The 24,841-nt window shown below is 52.7% G+C and carries 15 protein-coding genes; 6 read left to right on the top strand and 9 right to left on the bottom strand.

Annotated features, from left to right (window positions below; all coding sequences use genetic code 11):
- Window positions 1-44: 44 nt before the first annotated feature.
- The 3 genes from ACTJJJ_RS05740 to ACTJJJ_RS05730 all read right to left on the bottom strand — a co-directional run bounded on the left by ACTJJJ_RS05740 (window position 45) and on the right by ACTJJJ_RS05730 (window position 6,858).
- Entirely contained in the window at window positions 45-3,203 is a 3,159-nt protein-coding gene (locus ACTJJJ_RS05740) for a carboxypeptidase regulatory-like domain-containing protein (protein WP_426294456.1), read from the bottom strand.
- A gap of 425 nt (window positions 3,204-3,628) precedes the next feature.
- On the bottom strand, window positions 3,629-4,723 hold the full coding sequence (locus ACTJJJ_RS05735; protein ID WP_426294457.1) for a sensor histidine kinase: 1,095 nt from the start codon (window positions 4,721-4,723) through the stop codon (window positions 3,629-3,631).
- Window positions 4,724-4,734: 11 nt separating this feature from the next.
- A complete protein-coding gene (locus ACTJJJ_RS05730) occupies window positions 4,735-6,858 on the bottom strand; it encodes a molybdopterin cofactor-binding domain-containing protein (RefSeq protein WP_426294458.1) in 2,124 nt (707 codons plus the stop codon).
- 196 nt (window positions 6,859-7,054) lie between these two features.
- Between ACTJJJ_RS05730 and ACTJJJ_RS05725 the strand changes: the two genes are divergently transcribed.
- Window positions 7,055-7,927: an NmrA family NAD(P)-binding protein gene (locus tag ACTJJJ_RS05725; protein ID WP_426294459.1), complete on the top strand. Its 873-nt coding sequence runs from the start codon at window positions 7,055-7,057 to the stop codon at window positions 7,925-7,927.
- Between the two features lie 4 nt (window positions 7,928-7,931).
- On the opposite strand, the gene ACTJJJ_RS05720 is transcribed toward ACTJJJ_RS05725, so the two are convergent.
- Genes ACTJJJ_RS05720 through ACTJJJ_RS05710 form a run of 3 tightly spaced genes read right to left on the bottom strand, consistent with a single transcriptional unit; the run spans window position 7,932 to window position 12,025 of the window.
- Window positions 7,932-9,782: a MutS-related protein gene (locus ACTJJJ_RS05720; RefSeq protein WP_426294460.1), complete on the bottom strand. Its 1,851-nt coding sequence runs from the start codon at window positions 9,780-9,782 to the stop codon at window positions 7,932-7,934.
- 23 nt (window positions 9,783-9,805) lie between these two features.
- Complete coding sequence (locus tag ACTJJJ_RS05715; protein ID WP_426294461.1) at window positions 9,806-10,282, bottom strand: DUF1440 domain-containing protein; 477 nt, start codon at window positions 10,280-10,282, stop codon at window positions 9,806-9,808.
- Between the two features lie 30 nt (window positions 10,283-10,312).
- A complete protein-coding gene (locus ACTJJJ_RS05710; RefSeq protein ID WP_426294462.1) occupies window positions 10,313-12,025 on the bottom strand; it encodes a hypothetical protein in 1,713 nt (570 codons plus the stop codon).
- A gap of 141 nt (window positions 12,026-12,166) precedes the next feature.
- On the opposite strand from ACTJJJ_RS05710, the gene ACTJJJ_RS05705 reads away from it, so the two are divergent.
- Window positions 12,167-14,857, top strand: coding sequence for a PAS domain-containing protein (locus tag ACTJJJ_RS05705; RefSeq protein ID WP_440701623.1), 2,691 nt, complete (start codon window positions 12,167-12,169; stop codon window positions 14,855-14,857).
- On the opposite strand, the gene ACTJJJ_RS05700 is transcribed toward ACTJJJ_RS05705, so the two are convergent.
- Window positions 14,854-15,450: a hypothetical protein gene (locus ACTJJJ_RS05700; protein ID WP_426294464.1), complete on the bottom strand. Its 597-nt coding sequence runs from the start codon at window positions 15,448-15,450 to the stop codon at window positions 14,854-14,856. The two genes, ACTJJJ_RS05705 and ACTJJJ_RS05700, sit on opposite strands and share 4 nt — an antisense overlap.
- Window positions 15,451-15,455: 5 nt before the next feature.
- A complete protein-coding gene (locus ACTJJJ_RS05695; protein ID WP_426294465.1) occupies window positions 15,456-16,262 on the bottom strand; it encodes a metallophosphoesterase family protein in 807 nt (268 codons plus the stop codon).
- Window positions 16,263-16,364: 102 nt separating this feature from the next.
- Here ACTJJJ_RS05695 and ACTJJJ_RS05690 point away from each other — a divergent pair, with 102 nt between their 5' ends.
- The 4 genes from ACTJJJ_RS05690 to ACTJJJ_RS05675 all read left to right on the top strand — a co-directional run bounded on the left by ACTJJJ_RS05690 (window position 16,365) and on the right by ACTJJJ_RS05675 (window position 23,091).
- Window positions 16,365-16,886, top strand: coding sequence for a hypothetical protein (locus tag ACTJJJ_RS05690; RefSeq protein ID WP_229221500.1), 522 nt, complete (start codon window positions 16,365-16,367; stop codon window positions 16,884-16,886).
- Window positions 16,887-17,099: 213 nt separating this feature from the next.
- The gene (locus ACTJJJ_RS05685) at window positions 17,100-17,465 is read left to right on the top strand and encodes a hypothetical protein (protein ID WP_426294466.1); all 366 of its coding nucleotides are present in this window, start codon (window positions 17,100-17,102) and stop codon (window positions 17,463-17,465) included.
- A 91-nt stretch (window positions 17,466-17,556) separates the two neighbouring features.
- Window positions 17,557-21,918, top strand: coding sequence for a CusA/CzcA family heavy metal efflux RND transporter (locus ACTJJJ_RS05680; protein WP_426294467.1), 4,362 nt, complete (start codon window positions 17,557-17,559; stop codon window positions 21,916-21,918).
- 6 nt (window positions 21,919-21,924) lie between these two features.
- Window positions 21,925-23,091: an efflux RND transporter periplasmic adaptor subunit gene (locus tag ACTJJJ_RS05675; protein ID WP_426294468.1), complete on the top strand. Its 1,167-nt coding sequence runs from the start codon at window positions 21,925-21,927 to the stop codon at window positions 23,089-23,091.
- A gap of 136 nt (window positions 23,092-23,227) precedes the next feature.
- Here the strand turns inward: ACTJJJ_RS05675 and ACTJJJ_RS05670 are convergent, their stop codons facing one another.
- Window positions 23,228-24,787: a sulfatase gene (locus ACTJJJ_RS05670; RefSeq protein ID WP_426294469.1), complete on the bottom strand. Its 1,560-nt coding sequence runs from the start codon at window positions 24,785-24,787 to the stop codon at window positions 23,228-23,230.
- Window positions 24,788-24,841 lie beyond the last annotated feature (54 nt).

Raw genomic sequence — 24,841 nt, 5'->3', positions numbered from 1 at the left:
GTTGCATGCATGGGAAGCCGGTTTTTTGTATTAATTCAAAAAAATCAGAATGAGTAGCGCAGACCGACCTGGATCTGGAAGGGGCTACCCGTCAGGCTAGATACCCCAGCGCCTTTGTTAACGTTGTAGACAAACTCGTTCTTGATCTTGTCGAAGCTCTTGATCGTGTACAAGGTTTGTTTACCCAGGTTGGTCCCCACACCCCAGTCTTTGTTGAGCATGTTGGCGAAGTTGAATATGTCGATGGAAGCCTCAATGCGGTGCGATTTGTGGATTTTGAAGCTTTTACCCAAACGTACATCGAATACGCCATAGAAACCATTGACGCCGCCGTTACGCTCAGCCATTTTCCCCGTGTTTTCGCGGATAAATGTTTTAATGCTCTCTTCCGCGTCGGGATTATCCATAATGGCTTTGATGCCTGTACGGATATACTCGGGCGTTGCGGCGCTGTTGGCGTCATACACGTAAGGAAGGTCGTTCGAAGACACGAAGTCACCGTTCATGTTACCGCTCACGGCCAGTGAGTAGCGCGTACCGCCGATGCCGGAGTAGCGAATGCCGAGCGAGATCCCCCAGAAGCTAGGGGCCGTACCGTACACAATCAGCTTATTCCGGAACTGATTGTTGGCATAACTCATGCGGCTCAAATCGCGCGGGTCGTCGATCACCATCTGATCGAGTGTAGCGGTGTTGGCCACGTTGCCATTGTAGGAAGTGTTATCCTTGGCGTCGTTCCAGGTGTAGGAAGCGGTTATCTGTCCATCGCGGAAGTACTTGAACGTTCCGTCGATCACCAGTGCATACTGGTTCTTCTTGCCGTCGCTCACAAGTTCCAGTACGCGGCCCACCTGTTTGGTTCTGCGGCTGTTGAGCCAGTTCGTGGCACCATTGGAAGTGTTGATAGTCGAAGCCGGTACATACACACCGCGGTTGGCTTCGGCGCCGATGCGGAAGAATGGCTCATCCACCATGTTGCGGTCGATGTACATATAGTTGTTGCGTGCCCACGATGCATAACCGCTGATGCCGATCCGGAGACGGTCGCTGAAAAAGTGGTTGTACGAGAAATTGGTTTTGTACAAAACAGGCACTTTGGCGTCGGGGCTGTTGGTGTTGATCGTGATCAGACGCTCGATGCCGGGGACATTGAAAAGCTCGGCGCCCGGAGCTTTGCTGGGATCCTGACGGTACAATGGAAAATTAGGTGATGGAACGAGATCGCCCTGGATTTCAACGGAAGCCACTTTGGAACCATCGAAGAGCATATTGTTCACCATCGAGTAAGGGTTCAGTGCAGATCCGAAAACACCGGCGCCAAAACGGATGACATCTTTGCTCTGCTCGTTCACATCCCAGGTAAACTGAACGCGCGGCTGTAATTGAAGCGTGTTAATGCGGTTATTGGTTTTGATACCAAGCTCATCAAATACCACCTGGCTGAAATTCGCGCGGTTGAGGTATACGGTATTGTCCAGTCGCAAGCCGGCGGTCATATCCAGGCCGACGCCCAATTTGGTGTCCATTTGCGCATACAAACCGGTGCTCAGCGACTTCACTTTATTGCTCTGGTCTTCATTTAGGTAAATTTCGCGGGCGTAGCGGTAAGGTTTCAGGTTATTGAAATTATCCATTCCCGTGAAATAAAAGCGGCCGTTCATTTCGCTGCCGTAGCGTGAGTGCATCAGGTTGTACATCACATCGATACCGAATGTGAAGTTAATCTTTCCGGTATTGTAGTACAGGTTATCCACCGCCTGCAACACCGTCCCTTTGAACCATTCGGGAGAAAAACGCTGACCGCCGATCTGGATCGAGTTCAGATAAGTAGCATTTCCCGCCACGGATTCAACGTTTTCGACGATTGCACGCGGGATGCCCGCAGCGGGAAGCTCGGAACTTGGAAGCACCTGAACATCTTCATAGAAATGCTGCACTTTCAATTCATTCGTCACGCGGGGGTTCAAAGTGGTGCGGAGCGAGGCCATCAGGCTGTTGTCGAACTTCTTACGGTCGATGTACGACTCGTAGAAGTTAATACCCGAGTTATCACCTTCCGAAAGGTTATCCTTCTCGATCACCATATTGTTGCGGATCGTGAGCAGGTTCTTGGCGTTGAGCTGCCAGTCGATACGGGCAAAAAGCGCGTCGGTACCTTTCGCTTTGTCGAACGCACCGAACTGCTGGTTGCTGGAAACCCCGTATTTGTCGCGTGCAATGCCCACAAAGCGTTCTAGCGTCGCATTGGTAACCTTGTTGGCTGCCTCATCGGCGGGACTGAGGATGTTCGCAATGTAAAGCGGGCGCGAATCGGCCTGATGGTCCCATGCCACGAAAAAATGCGCCTTGTCTTTGACGATCGGCCCGCCGAGTGAAAATCCGTACTGGTAGGTCGAAAACTCCTGTGTTCTCTTATTTCCGCGAAGGTCGTATTTGCTCGAAAGCCCGTCGTTACGGACAAACGTGAAAGCGCTGCCGGATAGCTTGTTGGTGCCGGATTTGGTCACGGTGCTGATCGTACCACCGCCTGCACGGCCCATGGTCACGTCGTATTCGTTGGTAACGACTTTGAACTCCCGAATCGCTTCCATGGAGATCGAGTAGGCGCCCGAGGTACCGCCGCCCGCGATGGTGCCGCGTGAGGTCATGCCGTCGATCGTGTAGTTGGTCGAGGAGGCCAGCTGACCGCCGAGGCTGCTTCCGTTGCTTAATGGGGAAAGGTCGATCAGCGAGGTGAAGTTTCGGCCGTTTACCGGCAGGCGGGCAATGTCGCGGGCTGTAATGGGAGTAGAGGCACCTAGCGTCACCACCGTGTTTTTCAACGAATTCGCTACAATGTCAATGGCTTTCAGCTCGTTGGCAGCGGCTTCCAGCGTGAAATTGAGGCGCAGCTGATCGCCCTGGTTCAACGCATATCCGGTCTTTTTCTGCTCACCGTAGCCGATAAACGACACCGTGATGGAGTAGGGTGAGCCCAGGGGTAACTGCTTGATAATGTAGTCGCCATTAGCGTCCGTGACCGTACCCGTACTGAAACCGGTAGATTCATTCTTGACAAACACCGTTGCGCCGACGACCGGTCCGGCCTGTCCTTCGCTCACTTTCCCGACAATGGACGCTTCATTACCCTGAGCCCGCGTTTCGGGTCCCCAAAGCAGGAGGAATGCGCATAGTCCGAGACATGCAGTAATTAATTTCATCATTTTTCTGTTCGTTTGGTTACTTCCTACTGTTTTACAAATGCTTTTCAGGTGCTCTTTCCGGCACAATGCCCGGAGAAACAGGATCGGTATTTTGTGGATTTGCGGTGCGGTTTTCCCTGCAATACAGAAGCGGGCCATTCTGGCTGGCACGTTGGAAAAGGGCATGTACCATCATGCCGGTGCCGGACGGGCATCAGGGACAATGTCAGCTCAGAATGGTCGTCAGGCATATGCCGCCTGATCGTAGAGAAGGAAAGGTTGACTGCTAAATCCGGCACAAATGTAGGCGGGCAATGTTACCGGTCGGTTAAGGGCAGGTTACGCTTGGGTTAAGTCTGTGAAAGAAGTTGAAAGGATTTTAAATAAATAGAAATTTAAATAAAGAGATTTCTATTAAAAAGAAGCCATTACGGTGGGGATCTGTGTTAGAAGGCGAGGTGGGCCGGGCTTGGCGCAGAATGTGTATCGAGTTCGAGCGAAAGTTTTACTTCAAATATCCCGTCAGTATCACGGATAGCCAGATTGTGCGTGCCCGGATAGAGCAGCGCGAGTCGGCGGCGCACGTTTTGCAGGCCTATTCCGCCATAATGAAGTGCCTGGCGCGTTGCGAGCGGAGAAGTGCTGTTGGAAACTTCAAATAGAAGGGTATGATGTTGCGCACGCAGCCGGATTTCGATCCAGTTTTCGCGATTGCTATCCTTTGAAACGTGTTTGAAAGCATTTTCAACAAAAGTCATCAAAATGAATGGCGCAATGCCTGCGTCCGCAGTCAGGTCCTTAGAAATATCGGTTGTAACGCCGACGCTGCGGTTCTGGCGCAGCTTTTCCAGCGCTATAAAGTTGCGTAGATAGGTAATTTCCTTATCGAGCGGCACCAGTTCGTCGTTGCATTCATACAAATGATGCCGTAGCAGCTCCGAAAATTTTGCCAGCGACGAAGACGCCGCGTCGGGGTTTTTGTGAATGAGAAAAAAGATGGAATTGATGCTATTGAACAGGAAATGCGGATTGAACTGATATTTCAAAAACCGGAGTTCGGTTTCCAGTTTCTCCTTTTCCAATAGCTGTTTCCGCCGCTCGGTACTAACCCAGTTTTTGGTGAGTTTAATGCTCATCGCCAGGGTGGTACTCGCCAGTGTAGAAGGCATAGCCTCGCCGAAAAAGTAGAAGAAGCAGTTGCTGCCTTTGCCAAAAAGCGTCTCCACCGATTGGTGCGCCAGTAATGCGCTTGCATAATACCCCGAAACGATCGCCAGCGCCGTGGCAAGTAAAGTGATGCCCAAATAGCCGATATAGGATTTGAACCGACCCTTTTCAAGGTATTTAGGGATCAGATAATATAAATTGAAATAGACCGCCACCGCTTGCAGCACGACATAAAACACGAATTTGACCGCGTACGGTGAAAACAGGATGCTGTGCGCAGCCTTCCAGGGATTACCCATCGCCACAACCCACCACAAATAATGGTAAGCCAGCCAGAACGGAATATGGTAAAGTTTGGAGACAGCCTTTTGCATACCCGAATTTATCAAATATTGGAAAGCAAAGGTAAATTTCTGACGCGTCGACCGGTAGCGGCGAAGAATGCATTTGCTAATGCCGGTGCGATAGGTGCTACGCCGGGTTCTCCCGCGCCGCCCATCTTGCCGTCGTCTTCAATGATATGTACTTCAATGGCGGGGGCATCTTCCATCCTTGCCATGCGGTAATCGTGGAAATTGCTTTGCCGGATCGCTCCATTATCGATTGTGATTTCGCCGTATAATGCAGCGGTAAGACCGTAAATGATTCCGCTTTCCATTTGCGCCCTGACGCCGTCGGGGTTCACCGCAAGCCCGCAGGCGATGGCGCACACCACGCGATGGACTTTAAAGTCCTGATTCAGGTACGATATTTCGGCTACCTGCGCCACCACGCTGCCCATAGCGGCATGAACAGCCACTCCCCGGAAGTGTCCTATGGGTAATTGTTTGCCCCAGCCTGCTTTCTCCGCAGCGGTTGTCAATGCCAAAAGATGTCGGGGATGGTTGGCAAGCAATTTTTTGCGGTATTCCACAGGATCGGCCGCCGCTAGAAAAGCCAGCTCGTCGATCACCGTCTCCATCACAAATGCCGTGTGCGTATTGCCCACCGAGCGCCAGGCCAGCACCGGGATATTATTGGCAGTCGTGTGCAGCATAACGGAATGATCGGCGCAATGGGCAATATAAGGTGAGCCGTTCACGCCATCGAGCGAGCTGTAATCGAGCCCGTTGGGCGCTATGTCTTTTTCCAGAACAGTATTCACAAAAAGCGACTGCCCGATCACATCGTGCAGCCATGCCATCGGCAGGCTGTCAGCATCCGTCCCTACTCTGACCCGGTGCAGGTATGCAGGCCGGTAGTAGCCCCCGCGGATATCGTCTTCTCGTGTCCAAACCAGCTTCACCGCCTCACCGGTGGCCTGGGCGATATGCACCGCCTCCATGACCCAATCGTTCCCGAATGAGCCGCGCCGCCCGAAACTCCCGCCCATGGCCGGCGTGTAAAGCGTAACCTGATCGTTGCGGAAACCCAGATATCGGGCGACTTCCTGGCGGTGGAGGGAAGCCGATTGCGTCGCCGTCCATATTTCGCACTTGCCGGCCGATAGTTTTACCGTGCAATTCAGCGTTTCCATGGGCGAATGCGCCAGGTAAGGGAAACGAAATTCTTGCTCATAGACAGCCTTTGCATTATGCCATGCATTTTCAACTGCCCCTTTGGATTGCCCGACAATGCCCGGTTTACCCGCTAATCCACGGTATTGCGTGATGAGTTGCCCGGTGTCAGGGTTAGTGCGTCCCTCGGTATCCCATTCGACATGCAATGCTTTTCGCCCCTGCAATGCGCTCCAGAAATGATCGGCCACCACGGCTACCCCCTCGGGTACCTGCACCACTTTCCGCACGCCCGCTATGCGCAATGCGCCCGATGCGTCGAACGACCTGACCTTCCCGCCGAAAACGGGGCAACGTTCGAGAACAGCGGTCAGCAACCCCGGGAACCGGATGTCGATGCCGTAGCAGGTCTTTCCATTCACTTTGTCGGGAACGTCGAGCTTTGGCGGCGGGTTGCCGATCAGCTTCCATTCACTTCGTTCGCGCAACTTTACGTTCGGAATGGGGAGTAGGGCGGCATCGGCAGCCAGGGAACCGTAGCTCAGTTTCGTTGTCCCGGCCTGCACGAAACCTCCGGCGGTGGTGCATTGCTCCGGGGTGATCCTCAGACGTTCCGCTGCGGCCTGTACCAGCATTGCGCGTGCGATGGCACCCGTGGTGCGGTAGCGGTCGAACTCGGACTTGATGGTGTCGGAGCCACCGGTAGAGAGTACCCACATGCTTTCCTCCATGTGTGCCCCCTCGATAACCCGGTGCTCCACGTGGATGCTCGTCCAGTCGCAATCCAGCTCTTCGGCGATCAGCATGGCAAGTGTCGTCCATACACCCTGCCCCATTTCGACTTTGTTGAGGATGATTCGGATGGTATTGTCGGGGTCGATCCGCAACAACGCATTGGGCGAAAAGCCCTGCGCAGCCAATGCGGTCGCGGCCGATTTACCGGGAATGAAAAATGAAAGCAACAGGCCGCCGGTTGCCAGCGTGGCTGTTTGCATAAAATCGCGGCGGTCCATAAAATGAGTGTACCAAAGTTCTGTAACAAAGGAACAGCATGGAATGGCCGCGGGAAAATCGTTTTGATGACAGGCCGGCGAAAAAGGATCAAATGCAGTTGGTATGAAAACTTTGGAAGAGAATAGCATGCGGCTGGTTTGATTTTTGATGTAACCGCAATTTTCTAATTCATCACAAACACTAAAATTATCGATCATGGCACATATTATTTTGGGCGCGTCGGGCCGGGTAGGTTCGGCGGCCGTGGACAGGCTTCTGGAACGCGGGGCGGCGGTGAAGGGAATTGTAAGACATGAGGAAAAAGCTCAGGCACTGAAATCGCGCGGCGCGGACGCAGCTGTTGCGGATGCCCTCAATCTACCTGCGTTGAAAGCGGCTCTGCGTGACGGAGAAACGCTTTTTGCATTGACACCCGAAACCGGCCGCGAAGAAAACGTGCTCGGTGAGACCAACGACGTTCTGACCAACTACCACGCCGCATTGGCTTCCAGTGGTGTTAGAAAGGTCGTCGGGCTATCGTCGATGGGCGCGCAGCACCGGGAGGGCACAGGTAATCTGGTCATGTCGTACATGCTGGAACACGCGTTCGACGGCCTTGTCCTCACGCGGGTATTTATCCGGCCGGCCTACTATTTTAGCAATTGGCTCGGCTACCTCGAATCGGCCGAGGAAAGCGGTGTGCTGCCGACATTCTTTCCCGTCGACTTCAAAATTCCGATGTTATCTCCTGACGACGTAGGCCACTTTGCCGCTGAGATCATGCTTAACGATGACCGCGACATGACTATTTATGAATTAAGCGGTCCTGCGTCTCTCAGCTCAGCCGATGTCGCGAAAGCGTTTAGCGAAGTTTTGGGTAAGGAAATTAAGGCTCAGCAAATTCCGCGTGGCCAATGGGAGGAAACGCTGCGATCGATCGGCTTTTCACCTGACGGCATCCGCAACTTCATAGAGATGACCGAAGCCGTCATTACGGGCAGATCTCAGGCAGAGGGGAACGGGACAATCAGCGCACAAGTAGATACCACTTTGCTGGAATACCTGGAAAAAGTGGTAAAACGGGTTTGACGATTTAAGCCGGGTGAATATCGGAAAGAATACGTATCCCGCTTCTCTTCATGAGTTCGCTGGCATTAAAATCGGTACATATTCCCGGTGTAAGCTGGTAATCGAATGAAATCTGACCATCGCTGATGACGCTGTTGAAGCTGAAATTGTTGATCGCAAGGTCTTTGGTGAGCTTGGCCAGGTCGAGATCGTGGGTCGAGATCATCCCAAACGCATTAAGCTCGCTGAGCTGGCGGATAAGCGACACGCCGCCGCGGAAACGATCCTGCGAGTTGGTACCTTTAAACATCTCGTCAAGCAGGAAGAAAATCGGTTCGCCCTCGCCCACGAGCGTCAGCAACTGCTCGATACGTTGCAGTTCCGCATAGAACGACGACACCGATTCTTCGAGGTTATCCTGCGTGCGCATACTCGTGAATATGCGCAGGAGCGAGACCCTCGCGTGCGACGCGCAACAGGGCGCACCCATGGATGCGAGCACGAGGTTGACGCCCACAGTTCTCAGAAATGTGCTTTTGCCAGCCATATTGGAGCCGGTGATCATCGTGGTGGCACCACGTCCATTCATGGTAAAGTCGTTACTAACCCGTTTTTGAGGCTTTAACAAGGGGTGTCCAACTTTCTTAAAATCAATTAAATAGGGTTCGCCGGTGATTTCAGGAAAAGTATATCCGGGGTTTGCATGGGCGAATCCGGCAATGCTGGCGAGCGCCTCCAGTTCACTGACCGCCGCGATCCAGGAGCGGATGTGCTGATGGTTTCTTGATTTCCAGTCTTCCGTGTTCAAGATCAGGTGAACGTCGATGAGCCACAGGTTATTGATCATGCCGTAAAAAGCATTCTTGCCGATGGTATTGCGCGTACCCTTTTGCTGGAACATTTCCAGTTTTTTTTTCAATCCGCCGATTTCGGCTGCGGCCGGGTTGCCTGCCTGAGTGAGAATGTCGCGCAGTTCTTTCAGTTTTTCGGCCTCAAATGGTTGTTTTTCAACTGTTTCAATAAGCGATTGGTAAGCGCCGAGAATCCCGATGTTCCGTTGTGTGCTAAGTATAATGTCTTCGGCTGCATGGCTGAATTTCCGCAGGTAAACGGAATTGATGATCAGGGTAAGTGCCAGAGGCAATAGATGAATGCCGGAAAGGTCGCGGAGATGAAATAGGAAATAGTACAGGAAGTAGGCCAATGCGGCGCTGGACACCGCGGCGAGCGACAGGCTGATTGTAAGCAGTCTTTTTCGCGATGGCATGAACTGCGGCTGCTGCTCGACCCACTTCAAAAGCAACTGGTAGTCGCTGTTGGTGGTTTCAAATTGCATGCCGGAGACCTGGAACTCCTGTCGCCAGTCGAGCTTCGGCGCGAGTTCGCGCACGGCCTGCTGGCGGGCGGCAATAGTTTGGCGGTCGGCCGGAGCTGTGAGCCAGTGTGCCAAAAGCCGGGCGCCCGATTCGGTGGTTGTCCTGTTGAGTAGCTGATACAGCGAGTGGTGTCCGAGCACGTCGAGATCGGCGGCGTAATCGTGGTTACGGTCCAGGAATTCGCTGCCGGTTGGAAATGCGGACAGGTTATTGCTGATCCGAAGCAGTTCAGCTTCATTGATTTGTATTAAAAAATCAGCCTGCTTTTTCCCGGCGGCGATGCGGTTGTATTTTCTTAATGTTAAAACAAACAATACAGCTCCGGTAATGGCGGTACCCAAAACGGGAATAATCCAGCCGCTGGCAGCGAATAGCATGATCAGGATGCCGGTTATCAGAAATATGGCCAGCCGTGTGTAGGAAAGGCTGTTGAGCTCTGGCACGAAACCGGCGGCCGACGTTTTATATCCGAGAACTTTGTCTTGATATATTTCTTTCATTTAAAATCAATTCAGTGGGCTGGTCATCGCCGGCGCGGTGCAGCTATAATGTAAGCAATCGGTATCCCCACTGCCACAATCACGATCGCGATGCCCAGTAATGCGGCGCCGGGATCGGGAAGGGGCATGCCTTTGAATACGGCTGGCAGCACACCGAGGTTCATGACGAGCCAGATGAAAATACCGTAGAGAATGCCGCTGACGAGTTTACGCCGATGCAGAAAGGCCAGGTGAGGGTAAATAAGGTAATAGAATACGGAAAAAATAAAGGCGATCAGGAAATGCAGCAGTAAACCTGAAATGATCATCGGCGTGCCGCCCGAGTAGGCGGCTTTGCCGAAAATACCGCTGGCAATCGACATGAGTATGCGCGCCGGACTGGTTTTCTCCAATATGACGGCATACACCAGAAAAGCCGCGAGGATATCCAGCGTGCCGGCTACCAAAGTGGCGGATAAGACGGTATTCCGGCCCGATCTGCCGATTTTTGAAACACGCATAACAATCCCGGATAAAGTTGAACAGCGCTTTTATTTTATAAAGACAGAGCCGGCCGGAATCTGCTCGGCTTTGGCGAATGCGCGTTCATATTTTGTCTTAATACCCTTCAATTGCTTTGTTTTGCGCTGTGCTTTAAGGCTTTGTGAAAGGCCAACCAGCGACCAGCCATTCGATGGGTTGAAAATCAGGTCCTCCCGGTAAACCTTTTCGGCCAGGGCAGGTTTGCCCGATTTGAGCAGGTAAGCCCCAAGGAACTGGCGGGCGGGGAGGGGCCAGTCTTTGGGCTCGGTGTAAATAAGCTTGTCTTCCAGTCTGACGGCTTCCTCCAATGCTGCAAAGCCTTTGGTACGTTCGTTCCGTGAAATGGCCACTACGCCTTCGAGCACGTTTTGTGCTATGGCCGCTATTTCCGCCGGCGAGTTGAAGGGGACCCTCCGCTTCGTTAAAACAGCGTCCTGGGCTTTGATTTTAAGCGATTCGAGCCGTGCGGCTGCCGAATCGGAACGGCCGGTGTTGGCGAATGCAATGCCTTTGGCAAAATCGGAAAGCAAGCTTGCGTAGACCCATTTCGGGTCGGGTGTCAGCGAGTCGGTAAGGATCTGCTGCCATTTCCCCATCCTCACTTGCGCCATTACGGGAAGCATGTAAAGATATTGGTCGTAGGTAGTTTCAGGCTTGGGTGCCACGCTTTGGCGGCAGCGACGGGCGTAGCGCATCGCGTCCTTATACATGCCTGCGGTAAGGGCGCAGTAGGTTTGCACGGCGAAATAATGGGGTGAATGCTTGGCGAGCGACAGGTTTTTAGCGAGCATATCATAATTCAGCAGCGCATCGTCGGCGAGGTTGTTCACCTCTACGCCCTCCGCGTATAGCCCATTGCGCTCATATTCGTGGCTGGCCATGTGCACCATGTGTGCCACGCCGGGAAGCAGGTCACGCAACGCCTCTGCGCTCGCAAGGGCCACTTCGGGACGCTTGGATGCCTCGGTAAGGTGAATGTGGTAATGCAGGGCCGCGGGATGTTTAGGGGCCGCTTTCAGGGCTTTCTCGCATAACGCTACCAGTTCCGGCGTCCAGGGCTTGGCGGTGCCATCCTTTTTCCAGAAATCCCAGGCATGCATCAGCATTTGAGAATCGATATAAAGCAGTTTGAACTCGTTTTCGTCGGGATGATTAGCTACGAGTTTTTTCATCTTGTCGGAATAGGCTTGGTTGAGCTCCGCACGCCGGGAATCGGTAGGGTCGTCGGAATAGCGGGCATTCATGGCGTCAATCAACAGCTTTTCCTTACCGGTTGCGTGGGCGGTAAGGCTGTTCATTTTCACAAGAGCCTGGGCCACTTCGGCGGGTTTGGTATACATATGCGCAGCATTATAATATGGGCCCATCGCGAGCGCCTGCCCCCAGAATGCCATCGCATTGGTAGAATCGATCCGCCCCGCCTCGCGGAAAGACGCAACGGCTTCCTTAAAATGATAACCATAATACATATTTAGCCCCTGGTTGAAGTAAAACTGCGAACTGTCGGAGCTGGTCGAAACTTTATACGAAAAATCGCCCCAGCCGGGAAGGGCCACAACGTATTTGCCGTTGAGCAGAGGCGCCTGGAGGTTCTGGTAAGCAGGCCCGCACACGGCGATTTCTCCGGAGGCCGGGGAAAGCCCTGTTTCAGGCGATTGGCGTTCGAATGCAACAATGCCTGTCAGCAACGACAGGGCAGCGATAGGTAGAATGGTTTTCATGGGGAAATTTAAGGCTTCAACCCCAATATAGTAATTAAATTGCCTTATTTGGTCGAAAATATCTTTAAATTGTAGGAATGATAGGGGCTGAGGGACTGGGAAAATCTGTGTCAACGTGTATAAGCTATCGTTAGGGAAACTGTGCATCGGGCCATTTTGGCCGAAATCGATATGATCGACAATTATCTGAGTCAGGTATTCAAGTTTGTACCCGCGCCAAGCCTGGTGCTGCTGCCCGATGTTCCGAAATTTACGATCGTCGAAGTGAACGATGCCTATCTCGAACTGGTGCACATGACCCGTGGTGATTTGATCGGAAAGGGTTTTTTTGAAGCGTTTCCCAACAATCCGTACAACCGCGTATCGCCCTGGAACAACCTGCTCGAAAAGCTGGCCGCCGACGGCTTGCCCAACCAATCGCCCGTCGCCAAGCATATTTTGCCCTGGAATCGCGGTGGGCATAACGATACCAAATACCTCATATCGACCAACACACCGGTACGGAACGATAACGGCGAGCTTGCCTATATTCTCCGCACTGTCACGGATGTGACCGAAGTAACCTTGGCAAGGCAAACGCACAGCCCCTTCACATCCGAAAAATTTTTGAGCGAAACACTCCAAATCGCGCGGATAGGCAGCTGGGAGGCCGATTTAATCAACGAAGTGATCAACTGGTCGGATGTGGTGAAGGAAATCCACGAAGTGCCAGCCGATTATGAGCCTGGTTTCATGACAGCGATGGAATTTTACCGCACGGGCGAGCACCGCGATGCATTTATGCAAGCGGTGCAGGAGACAATCGTCAGTGGGAAGCTCTTTGATCTTGAATTAATCATCGACACCCGGCGAGGCCGGGAGAAGTGGGTGCGTGTTACCGGAAAGGCAGAGGTGATAGAAGGAATTTGCACACGCATTTACGGCGTCATACAGGATATCCATGGCCGAAAGCTCGTAGAGCAGAAGCTCGTCCAGTCGCACAGGCAGTTCGAATCGCTGGTTCAGACAGTCGACGGGATCGTATGGGAAGCGGATGCCGACACTTTTGAATTCATTTTTATCAGTGACCAGGTTCGTAATATCCTGGGTTACACGCCGGAAGAATGGCTGGCTGACCCGGATTTCTGGCAAAATCATATTCATTTCGACGATCGCGAGCAGGCAGTCGGCTATTGCCAGCAGGAAACGCGGGGCCTCCGCAACCATACTTTCGACTACCGCATGTGGAAGGCCGATGGCAGCCTGGTATGGATCAAGGATGTGGTCTCGGTGATCCGCGAGGATAACAAGGCAGTAGTGTTGAGAGGGCTGATGGTCGACGTCACGGAAGCGAAGCGTCTGGAAAGTCTCGAACATCTTGAAAAGGTCGTCTTGGAAATGAACTCGGTCAAGGACTCTCCGCTAAGCAGCGTACTCGACACGTACGTAAGAGGGGTGGAGGCCATGTTTCCGCATTCCAAATGTTCTTTGCTGGGGGTCAAAGACAAAAAACTTTATAGCCTGGCGGCCCCTTCGCTGCCATTTGAATACGTTGAAGCCATTAATGGACGGGAAATCGGGGAGAATGCAGGCTCGTGCGGGACGGCAGCTTTCCTGAAACATCAGGTGATCGTAAGCGATATCGCCACCGACCTACGCTGGGAAAATTACCGGCAGCTGGCACTGCCGCATAACCTGCTGGCTTGCTGGTCATACCCCATCGTTCTGGACGACGAAGTGGTGGCGACGTTTGCCGTATATTACGACCGAATTGCTGTTCCCGGCGAAGACGAGTTGAAAGTAATTGAGCGTATCGCATCGATTTTAAAAGTGATATTTGAAAACAGGCGAAATTCTGAGCTTGTGAAGGACGTCAACGAGCGCTACGAATATGTGAACATGGCCACCAACGACGCCATTTACGATTGGGACCTTGTGGACGACCATATAGAATGGGGAGATGGCTTTTTCAGGCTTTTCGGTATTGAAACGGAAATGGCACAATATCCACTGTCGCGCTGGGCAGAGCGGGTGCATTCTGGCGACCGCGAATCGGTCGCCAATAGCCTCGAAGCGCAACTTGCCGACCCGCAACAGCATAAGTGGAGCATCGATTACCGGTTTTTGAAAACCGACGGGCAATATGCTTATGTGGAGGAGATCGGCTATATCCGGCGCAACCGGTTGGGGAAGGCCGTTCGCATGATCGGCGTTTTAAGGGATGTTACCAAGGCTCGTCAGGAGCAGCACGAGCTTAAACTCCTCGTGTCGGTGATTACCAACACCAATGACGCCGTACTGATCGCCGAGTCCGACCCACACGATATTTCGGGGTTAAAAATATTGTATGTAAATGCGGCTTTTACGCGTATTACGGGGCATTTGCCTGAGGAAGTAGTAGGCAAGAGCCCGGCATTGCTGAAAGGTTTCAGCCCCGCCCGCAATGACTTTGATAAGCTGCAAGACGCCATCTATAACCTCGAACCGCTCAAAGGTACCACGCTGCGTTACGTTCGCGAGGGCGAGGAATTCTTTATAAGCCTCGCGCTGTTGCCCGTAACGGATGCACGCGGTGTGCATACACACTGGATTGCGATCGGCCACGATGTGACCGACCGCCTGCGGTACATTGGCGAGATCGAGGAGCGGAACCATAAATTACAGGAGATCGCCTGGATGCAGTCGCACGTCATACGCGCCCCGCTCGCGAGGCTGATGGGCCTGATAGACCTGATCCGCAATTATCAGCATTCTGACACCGAGAAAACCGAGCTGCTCGATCACGTACTTACATCGGCACATGCCCTGGATGAGATTATTCGCGACATTTCCTCGAAAACCGAGCGCATTTAATTGAAACCGAGTTTTACACCCAGCGAGAGGCTCACGATGTCGTGCAGTTTGAGGAAGCTTTTGTTTTGTACATAACTGATAATCAGGAGATCATAGGTGCCTAGCTCGTAGTATAGTTCGAGAGACCTCCTCCGGTTATTCATGACTACATTTCGGCCTGCTTTGCCTCCAAGGTAAGCACCCGGCCGGAACGACGTCGCCCACCAGTAATAACCTGCCGGGTAGTAGGAAGGCCATTTGGTATCGAACTGCGGGCCGAAAGTGTAGCTCAGATATGCCCCGATCGAAAATGGCCGGATATAGTAGTCGTTTTTTAATCCGATGCGCCACGGCGAATAGGTCGTTTTGAGGGTGGTTGTGACCAGCGCGTCTCCACCGTACTTTTGAGGTAAAAACCCGAAAAGTAAATCGGTTTCCAATGTCTGGTTTCGAGAAACATAGCCCGGCCCGCCGGAAAGGAAGCCGATATTGCCGGCGAACTGTAATTTCAGGTGATCGGGCAGATACCAGCTGCGGCGGTGCCTGAGGCCCACTTCCTGCGCCAGCGAATGGAAGGTGATGAATAGGAGTAGAGGTAGCAGATACTTTTTCATGGCTTTCAAAATTCGACCCGTTCAACATTATAACCGCCTTTCCAGGTCGAGATAACCATATAACCACGTGCGCCCATGGAGGTGGTGAGGTGATAATTTACACCGTCGTCGTAGAATTGCCCTTCATAGAATCGGTGCTGATGGCCATAGAGCGTGAACTTCACGGTAGGTTCGCTGGCTAGGGCATCCGTGTACGGTTTTTCAAGATTTTTGTCAAAATCGGCGTCGAAAGGCGGCACGTGTCCGACAACGATCGTGTTCCTTTTGTCCGGGTTGTCGGCGAGCTGTGCTTTCAGCCAGGAAATATCAGGTACCGAGCCGTCGAATGCATACTCGCGCGAATTGGTATTAATGAAAATGAACCTGTCATGGCCGAAGCCGAAGGAGTAGTTAAGCGGGCCGAACATCTTGCGGTAAGTTGCCGAGCCGTTGGCTACAATGTCGTGATTACCAATCACTGTCACATAGGGATATTTCAGCCGCGTCATGATCTCGTTCACCCATTTGAACTCCTGCGTAAGTCCGAAATCGGAAATGTCGCCTGCGTGCAGTACAAAAGAAATGTCCTTTTGCTGGTTGGCGCTCCGTACGAATTCCTCGCATTCGTCATACCACCGCTGCGAGTCGCCCATCAGAATAAAGCGCGTCGTGTCTGAAACAGGTAGGCGGCTGATTTTTTCGATGTTCCTGGCGGTAAGATTCTTGTCTTTGTCTAAAAGGGTTTCCTCGTTGGGATTGTACTGGAATAGATCGTCACAGGAAGTGAGCATCAGAACCAGGCCGAGACCGGCCCAGCGTGTAAAATGTTTCAAGTTTGTCGATGATTTGATGAATAAGAGTGATTCCACGCAAACGCGCTACTGATTAACTCCGAAAACCATTGTTTGATTCCTCCGGTAACATTATATTTAACCATGCGTTCAGGCACGGTTTTTGCGCAGGAAGTATACGATCATTTATTTAAATACATTACCATTATGAAAATCAGGGACATAGTAGGAGCATTGGGATTTTTGCTGATTTCGTTGTCAGTATCGGCCCAGGTGGTGTCCAAAGACTCTATCAACATGCTAAAAGACCAGAAGCAGGTAATCGAAGTCAGCAAGCGGCTGAACGAACGAAAGCTTGAACTGGCTAAACTGGAAAATCAGGTACCTCAAAAGACCGAAGAAGTGGCAAGTACCGCTGAAAACGCCCGGAAATCTGCCGAAGAGAATAAAAAAGCAGCGGAGAAACTTGGCGACAACCCACAGGACAAAAAAGATGCGAGGAGAGCAAGCAAAAGTGCCGGATCGGCCCACCGCGACGCCAAAAGGGCGCGCCGGGCTGTGCAGAATCTTGACAAACTGAACAGGAATATCGAATCGCTCAAAAAGAAGATCGCCGACGACGAATCCAAGCTGGCTTCCTTGCAGGGCGCGGGCAGCGGCAAGTAAAGATGTGACCGGGCTTGAAGAAATTTGTACTTTTTAATTGCAATACGAGGTTGTGTTAATTGTCACCCGGAGCGGAGTCGAAGTGAAATGCGTGATGCAAATGCCCTTCGATTCCGCTCAGGGTGACAATTTTAAGCAATATTGCTATTTTAAGAACGTTTTCCGGTTGACTTTAACGATCCCGTCAGTTACTTTTACCACGTGAGACGGCTATTGCGAAATATCATTTTATTTATAGTTATCCTGGACACTACCTCGCTGTGTCAGGTGTACAAGGTGCCTTTGCTGCTCAAACATTTCGCCGAGCACCAGTCGCTCAACCACGAAATCACTTTCACCGACTTCCTTTCCATGCATTACCTCGGAAAGGACCTCAACGATAACGACGACGATAAGGACATGCAGTTGCCATTCAAGAAGGTGGAAGCGCATATGTCCGGCTTCATTTTCGTTCCTCACACGCCGGTTTTTACATTTAGAAGGGAATACCTGCCCGTCAAAGCCGAATACGGCCCCGCCGTACCGCAGGTCGCTTACAGCACGGTGCTAGGCTCACTCTTCCGCCCGCCGAAGGCATAATACACCAGATAACGGGCTCATCATGCCCGAATGTTCGCGCATGCCGCTTGTGTGGCCTTGCTCGTATCCGTGTATTTATTTTTCGACCAATATGCTGAACAAAATCATCAGGTTCTCCGTGGGGAACAAGCTGGTGATCGGGATATTCATGTTGCTGTGGGTTGTCTGCGGTAGCTATGAACTTACCCGGTTGCCCATCGATGCCGTGCCCGACATCACCAATAACCAGGTACAGATTATCACAACGGCGCCGTCGCTCGGTACCGAAGACGTGGAGCGGCTCATCACGTTCCCGATCGAGCAGGCCACGGCTAATATTCCAGGCCTGAAAGAAAGCCGCAGTATGTCACGCTTCGGCCTCTCACTGGTTTCGATCGTTTTCGACGACGACTCCGATATCTACTGGGCACGCCAGCAGGTAACCGAGCGGCTTTCGCAGGTGGATATGCCTGAAACAGCTGGAAAACCCGGACTTGCACCCGTTACGACGGGCCTCGGCGAGATTTATCAATATGTAGTAAAGCCCAAAAAGGGTTTCGAGCAAAAGTTTTCGCTCTCCGACCTCCGTACGACGCAGGACTGGCTCATCTGCAGGCAGTTACTTGGCACACCCGGCGTCGCCGACGTTTCGACGTTCGGGGGTGAGCTGAAGCAATATGAAGTGGCCGTCGACCCGTCGGGCCTGAAAGCAATGGGGCTGACCATCGGCGACGTACTTACCGCATTAAGCCGAAACAACCAGAACACCGGCGGAGCCTACATCGAAAAGGGCCCGATGGTGCTCTATATCCGCAGCCTCGGGCTTGCCGGGTCGATCGAGGATATCAACCACATTGTCGTTGCCAACCGCGGGGGCGTGCCGGTGCTCGTAAGCCACGTGGCGAAGGTACGCTTTGCGCCTGCGATCCGCTACGGGGCACTCACAATGGCCGGGTATGGCGAGGTAGCCGGAGGCATTGTGATGATGCTCAAAGGTGGAAACTCTTCGGAAGTGATCGGTAATGTGAAGGCGCGGATCGCGGAAATCAGTAAGACTTTGCCAGAAGGCCTTGAAATAGAGCCCTTTCTCGACCGTACCAAAATGGTGAACAACGCTATCGGTACCGTAGAGGACAATTTGCTCGAAGGCGCGGTCATCGTCGTAATCGTACTCGTATTGTTTTTGGGGAATCTGAGAGCCGGGTTTATTGTCGCGTCGGTGATCCCCTTATCGATGCTTTTTGCGGTGGCGATGATGAACCTGTTCGGTGTGAGCGGCAATCTGATGAGTCTGGGGGCGCTGGATTTCGGGCTGATAGTGGATGGCGCGGTGATCATCGTCGAGGCGATTCTGCACCATTTGCATACTTCCAAAAAATACGCGGCAACAGGCCTGCTTACACAGCGGGAGATGAATCAAGAGGTGTCGGGTTCTGCCAGCCGGATGATGAACGCAGCCGTTTTCGGGCAGATCATCATTCTCATCGTGTACCTGCCCATTCTGTCACTGTCGGGCATAGAGGGCAAGATGTTCAAGCCCATGGCACAGACCGTCGCATTCGCGATCCTAGGTGCATTCATTTTGTCTCTTACTTATGTGCCCATGATCAGTTCGCTGCTGATCAGTAAGCGTATCGGCCATGAGGCCAACTGGTCGGACAGGGTCATGCAGAAGATCGAACGCGGCTACGAACGGGTGCTTGCGCGGGCATTGCGCTTCAAGCGTGTGATGGTTGCCGGCGCATTTGTACTCTTCGGCGGGGCGGTGTGGCTTTTCAGTCAAATGGGAGGGGAGTTTATCCCGCAGCTCGAAGAAGGTGATTTCGCTACCGAGACGCGACTTTTGGTGGGTACCAATCTTACCACAACAATCGATGCGATAAACCGCATTTCCGAGCGCCTGAAAAACGATTATCCGGAAGTAATCAAGGTAGTGTCGCGCATCGGCAGTGCCGAAATCCCCACCGACCCGATGCCAATCGAGGGAGGGGATATGATCATCGTTTTGAAAGACAAATCGGAATGGACCCATGCTAAAAGTTTCCCCGAACTGGCTACAAAAATGGCCGCTACGGCCCAGGAGGTCGTTCCGGGCGTAACAACGGGCTTCCAGTACCCGGTGCAAATGCGTTTCAACGAGCTCATGACGGGCGCGAAACAGGATGTGGTGTGTAAAATATTCGGAGAAGACCTGAACAAACTTGCCGCTTACGCCGGTCAGCTGGGGCAGATCGCCCGTGGTGTGGAAGGCACCGCCGACTGGTACGTGGAAGAAGTGACGGGTATGCCGCAGATTGTGGTCGATTTCAACCGGGCTGAAATCGCAAAGTATGGCTTGAATATCGACGACATTAACAAAACCATTAATGCCGCATTCGCTGGTGCCGCCGCCGGGCAGATTTACGAAGGAGAAAAGCGCTTCGACCTCGTGGTACGTGTAGGCGCGGAAGGCCGCAAAAGCATTACCGATGTGCAAAATCTGTTGGTATCGACACCAGATGGCCTGCAAATACAGCTCAGCCAGGTAGCCGCCGTACGGGAGATCGAAGGCCCGAACCAGATCCAGCGCGAAAACACGCGGCGGCGTATTATTGTCGGTTTCAACGTCCGGGGCCGTGATGTACAATCGATCGTCGAGGAACTGCAAGGGAAAGTGGACTCCGAAATGAAGTTCGAGAGCGGCTACACCATTACTTACGGCGGTGCGTTCGAGAACCTGCAACAGGCCAAAGCACGCCTAGGGATTGCGGTGCCCGTGGCGCTCTTGCTCATTTTCATGATGCTGTATTTTACTTTTTCGTCCGTGAAGGACGGCGCGCTCATTTATACGGCCATCCCGCTGTCGGCGATCGGCGGCGTATTCGCGCTGGCAGCGCGTGGGATGCCGTTCAGCATTTCGGCGGGCCTCGGTTTCATCGCATTGTTCGGCGTGGCGGTATTGAACGGGATCGTGCTGATCTCAGAATTTAACAGGATTAAAAAAGAAGGACTGATCACCGACGCACTGCAACTCGTAATGACCGGCACCCGCAACCGCTTGCGCCCGGTAATGATGACGGCCGCCGTGGCATCGCTCGGTTTCCTGCCGATGGCGATCAGCAACGGGGCCGGAGCGGAAGTGCAGCGGCCGCTGGCCACGGTGGTGATAGGCGGGCTGGTCACGGCTACATTGCTCACACTGTTTGTATTACCGGCTTTGTATTTATTGTTTAATTCAGAAAATAAACCGGAGACGAAGCAACGCAGTGTCGCCACTGTAATAGGCGTAATACTGCTATTTGCGAACGCCGCACATGGACAAACCAGGCCCGTAAGCCTGGAAGAAGCGGTGCAAAAAGCATGGGTGCACAACCGGAACGTAAAAGGAAGCCGGCTGGGCGAACGGGCCGCGGAATCGTTGCGACGCAGCGCATTCGACATTGCCAAAACGGGTATTAGTGCGGACTATGGTAAATTCAACAGCCCGAATAACGACATGCGCATCGGCATCGTGCAAACGATCGCGTTCCCGTCTGTTTATACCAACCAGCGCAAGGCCCGCGAGGCGGATTACCTGGCAGCGCAAGCGTACACGCGGCTTACCGAGCAGGAAGTACGCACGGGCGTGAGGCAGGTCTTTTATCAATATGCGGTGTTGAAAGAGCGTGAGAAACTGCTGGTCTATGCCGACAGCATTTTTACCGGTTTTGAAAACAAATCAAACCTTCGTTTCGAACGCGGCGCATCTAACGTGCTCGAAAAAACGGCGGCCAGCTCGCAAAAACAGCAGATCGCCAACCAACTCAATCTGGTGCGGCACGACCTCGGTATAATCGTCGAACGCTTCAATTTCTGGTTGCAGGATTCATTGGCATATATCCCTGCATTCACTACGCCACGCATTCCGGTACAGAACCTGCCCGATACCATGACGGTAGCGTTGGATTTGCCCCAGATCGAGATCAGCAAACAACTGACGCAGTCGGCATACTTCCGCTACCGGACTGAAAAATCGAGAATGTTGCCTGAATTTTCGGTGGCTTACAATAATCAGAGCCTCCGCGGGACTCAGTTGCTCAATGGCCGGGAAGTGAATCTGACCGCCAGCGACCGGTTCGGTTACTACGGGGTGGGAATCAATATCCCGATCTTTTTCAAAGCGTACAACGCGCAAATCGGCGCGGCTCGCATCGGTTGGCTACGCGCACAAAACGACGCCGAGCTTACCGAACACCAGGTGCGTTCTGATTTGCGGAATGCACAGGAGCAGGTCCGGAAGTTCGCCGAAAACCTCCGCTATTACGAACAGCAGGGTCTCCCTAATGCAGAAACGATAATCACCGCAGCCGACCGCCAGTTTGTCGGCGGCGAAATCGATTACCTGCAATGGGTCATCCTCGCGGGGCAATCCATCGCCATTAAAATAGAATATGTGAATGCATTGGGCTCCTACAACGAAGCCGTCATCCAGTTACTCCACCTGAACAACCAATAAGGGATCATGAAAACCAACGTTTTAATATCTACCGTATTTTCGGTCTGCCTTTCGTGCAGTCCCAATAGGCAAGAGCAAGCCGGGGCGGTGGCCAGCCAACCGGCCGCCAATACCCCTGCACAGACGGGGGCAGTCGTACGATTGGTGTCATTTAATCCCCAGCAGCTCCGCAACGTGGGTATTGAGGTCGGCAATCCAGCCTTGAAAGACATTTCCGGAACGCTCATGCTTCAAGGGAAGATCGACGTGCCGCCTCAAAGCACCATCAGTCTCAGTTTTCCGCTGGGCGGCTATCTCAAATCGACGAAAATGTTGCCGGGTATGCGGGTCCGAAAGGGCCAGGTGCTGGCCGAATTGGAGGATATGCAGTTCATACAGCTCCAACAGGATTACCTGACCGCCAGCGCGAAGTTTGAGCTGGCCGGGAGTGAATATGTCCGTCAGAAAGACCTTAACCAGAGCAAAGCGGTGAGTGACAAGGCTTTCCAGCAAGCCAAAGCCGAAATGGAGACGCAGCGAATCCTGATGAATGCATTGGCACGGAAGCTGGAAGTGATCGGGATAGCGCCCACAAAACTGAACCCGGAAAATATTTCCAAGACAGTCCCAATCCTTTCGCCGATCGATGGTTTTGTTTCAAAAGTGAATGTGAATGTGGGCAAATATACATCGCCTACCGACATGCTTTTCGAACTGGTCGATCCGAAAGATATTCACCTGGCTTTGAACGTATTTGAGAGGGATCTGAGTGCACTATCGGTCGGTCAGCGGGTCACCGCTTACGCCAACGCCGATCCTTCGAAAAAGTACACAGCCGAAATTATCCTGATCGGAAAGAGTCTTACCGATGACAGAATGGCAGAGGTACATTGCCATTTCGACCAGTATAGCGCCGCGCTGGTGCCCGGAATGTTTATGAACGGCGAGGTTTCGGTAGCGGGCCAAAAGGGCCTCGCCGTACCCGAGGACGCCGTGGTGCGTTGGGAGAACAAGTCGTTTGTGTTCGTCGAACGCGAGCCGGGTAACTTTGAAATGGTTGAAATCGAGCCTGGGACGGTCAGGGATGGGTTTCAGCAGATCGGCGGTGCGGGCGTCCGCGCCGGATCGAAGGTCGTGGTCCGCAATGCCTATGCGCTTTTAATGAAGTTGAAGAATGCCGATGAAGAAGGATGATAACCGTTCGGTAAAAATTTGTATGACAATAGGTTGCGCAGGCATTATATTTTGACGTACAATAGGCGTACAGCTTATCGTACACGTTGAGTAAAGCGATTACACCTCTCGGGGCTTCCCGGGAGGTGTTTTGTTATTAAAGTGTTATCTCGTCGGGAAAAGGCACAGGTTTACCCGTTGCTTTGAAGGTGGGCCATTGTGCATTCCAGGCTTTGAGTTGCCGGGTAAGAAGGGCTGCCAATGCCTTTACTTTCGCCGGGTTGGAGGCCGCCAGGTCGTGCGTTTCGCCAATATCGTTGCGCAGATCGTACAGTTCGAGTTTCGCCTGGCGGTAGTCGTAGACGAGCTTCCAGTCGCCCTGCCGGAAAGCCGTCGCATAATGGATGTTCGGCCCTTCGGCCGCGATCCAGCGATTGGGGTGATGCCACACAAGCCCCCGCTGGTCGTCTCTGAATGCAGGATTTTTAAGCACGGGCAAAAATGACTTTCCGTCCACTTCTTGAATGGTTTTGGCATTCTTCACAGCCGCAATGTCGAGAATGGTCGGGAAGAAATCTTCCACAATCACATATTGGTCGGCTACTGCACCGGCTCGGGCGACTTTGGGCCACCGCACGAGCATCGGCTCACGTATACCGCCTTCGTAAACAGAACCTTTGCCTGCTTTCAGCGGCAGGTTGTGCGTCCATGCTTTCCCGCCCCGTGCCGGAGTGGTGCTCAGCCCGCCGTTATCGGACATGAAAAGCACTACGGTATTGTCAGCAATCTTCTTATCGTCGAGATATTTCAGTACATCTCCCAGGCTTTTGTCCATGCCTTCTATCAACGCCGCATATTTGGCTTCGGTGCTGTCCAGGCCCGATTGCAGGTATTTGTTCAAAAAACGGGGATCGGCTGTGAGCGGAATGTGAACAGCGTAATGGGCGAGATAAAGGAAAAACGGCTTCTTCTCGGCCACCGGCTTATCAATTGCTTGGAGGGCCTCGGTCGTGATTGCGTCACTCAGGAAAGTGTCTGTGCCATGATAGGCTTCCAAACCGGGCACTGCATTGCGGTTTGGCTTTCCGTTGACCGGGCTGTCGTAATTGGCGCGGCCCGAATAGCTGGCCGGGTGGCCGATAGAACTTCCGGCGATATTTACCTCAAATCCTGCATTTAGCGGATCGGAACCGGGCGTGCCCGCGGAACCGAAATGTGCCTTGCCGCTGTGGACGGTGTAATAGCCGTTTTGGCGCAGCACCTCAGGTAATGCCGTAGCATGAAAAGTATGCTGTACGCCGGCAACCGGGCTGAAACCGTTGATGTTCCAGTCGACGCTATTGAGCGTAGCGTCGGCGTAATCGGTATTCTTGTTTTGGTCGGGCGATGTCCAGTGCGTTACACGGGTATGCGCCGCATTCACGCCCGTGATCAGGCTCACACGTGTAGGGGTACACACGGGCATCGCGTAGGCGTTTGTAAACTTAATGCCCTCACGGGCGAGCCGTTCCATATTCGGCGTGTGGTAGCGACGGTTGAAATCGGTAGGTTTGGTCCAGAACGGCACAGACGTATCCTGCCAGCCCATATCATCGACCAGGAAAACAATGATATTGGGTTTGTTTGTTGATGTGGACTGCGCCAGAGTGGGGGAATTCAGGAAAAGCACGACTGGCACTATCGCATATCGCAGCCATGCAGTAAAACGGGTATTCATGTTCAATTAAGAGGTTCGGATAAGGAATAAGAATGGGGGCAAGATCGGGAAATT

This window comes from Dyadobacter sp. 22481 (assembly GCF_052044875.1).
Lineage (GTDB): Bacteria > Bacteroidota > Bacteroidia > Cytophagales > Spirosomataceae > Dyadobacter > Dyadobacter endophyticus.
The sequence above is the reverse complement of the archived record's forward strand: the minus strand, read 5'-3'. Positions and strand labels throughout refer to the sequence as shown.

Excerpts from the sequence above, each read along its gene's own strand:
- ACTJJJ_RS05740 (WP_426294456.1), bottom strand. The coding sequence starts at position 3,203 with ATGATGAAATTAATTACTGCATGTCTCGGACTATGCGCATTCCTCCTG.
- ACTJJJ_RS05735 (WP_426294457.1), bottom strand. The coding sequence starts at position 4,723 with ATGCAAAAGGCTGTCTCCAAACTTTACCATATTCCGTTCTGGCTGGCT.
- ACTJJJ_RS05730 (WP_426294458.1), bottom strand. The coding sequence starts at position 6,858 with ATGGACCGCCGCGATTTTATGCAAACAGCCACGCTGGCAACCGGCGGC.
- ACTJJJ_RS05725 (WP_426294459.1), top strand. The coding sequence starts at position 7,055 with ATGGCACATATTATTTTGGGCGCGTCGGGCCGGGTAGGTTCGGCGGCC.
- ACTJJJ_RS05720 (WP_426294460.1), bottom strand. The coding sequence starts at position 9,782 with ATGAAAGAAATATATCAAGACAAAGTTCTCGGATATAAAACGTCGGCC.
- ACTJJJ_RS05715 (WP_426294461.1), bottom strand. The coding sequence starts at position 10,282 with ATGCGTGTTTCAAAAATCGGCAGATCGGGCCGGAATACCGTCTTATCC.
- ACTJJJ_RS05710 (WP_426294462.1), bottom strand. The coding sequence starts at position 12,025 with ATGAAAACCATTCTACCTATCGCTGCCCTGTCGTTGCTGACAGGCATT.
- ACTJJJ_RS05700 (WP_426294464.1), bottom strand. The coding sequence starts at position 15,450 with ATGAAAAAGTATCTGCTACCTCTACTCCTATTCATCACCTTCCATTCG.
- ACTJJJ_RS05690 (WP_229221500.1), top strand. The coding sequence starts at position 16,365 with ATGCGTTCAGGCACGGTTTTTGCGCAGGAAGTATACGATCATTTATTT.
- ACTJJJ_RS05680 (WP_426294467.1), top strand. The coding sequence starts at position 17,557 with ATGCTGAACAAAATCATCAGGTTCTCCGTGGGGAACAAGCTGGTGATC.
- ACTJJJ_RS05675 (WP_426294468.1), top strand. The coding sequence starts at position 21,925 with ATGAAAACCAACGTTTTAATATCTACCGTATTTTCGGTCTGCCTTTCG.
- ACTJJJ_RS05670 (WP_426294469.1), bottom strand. The coding sequence starts at position 24,787 with ATGAATACCCGTTTTACTGCATGGCTGCGATATGCGATAGTGCCAGTC.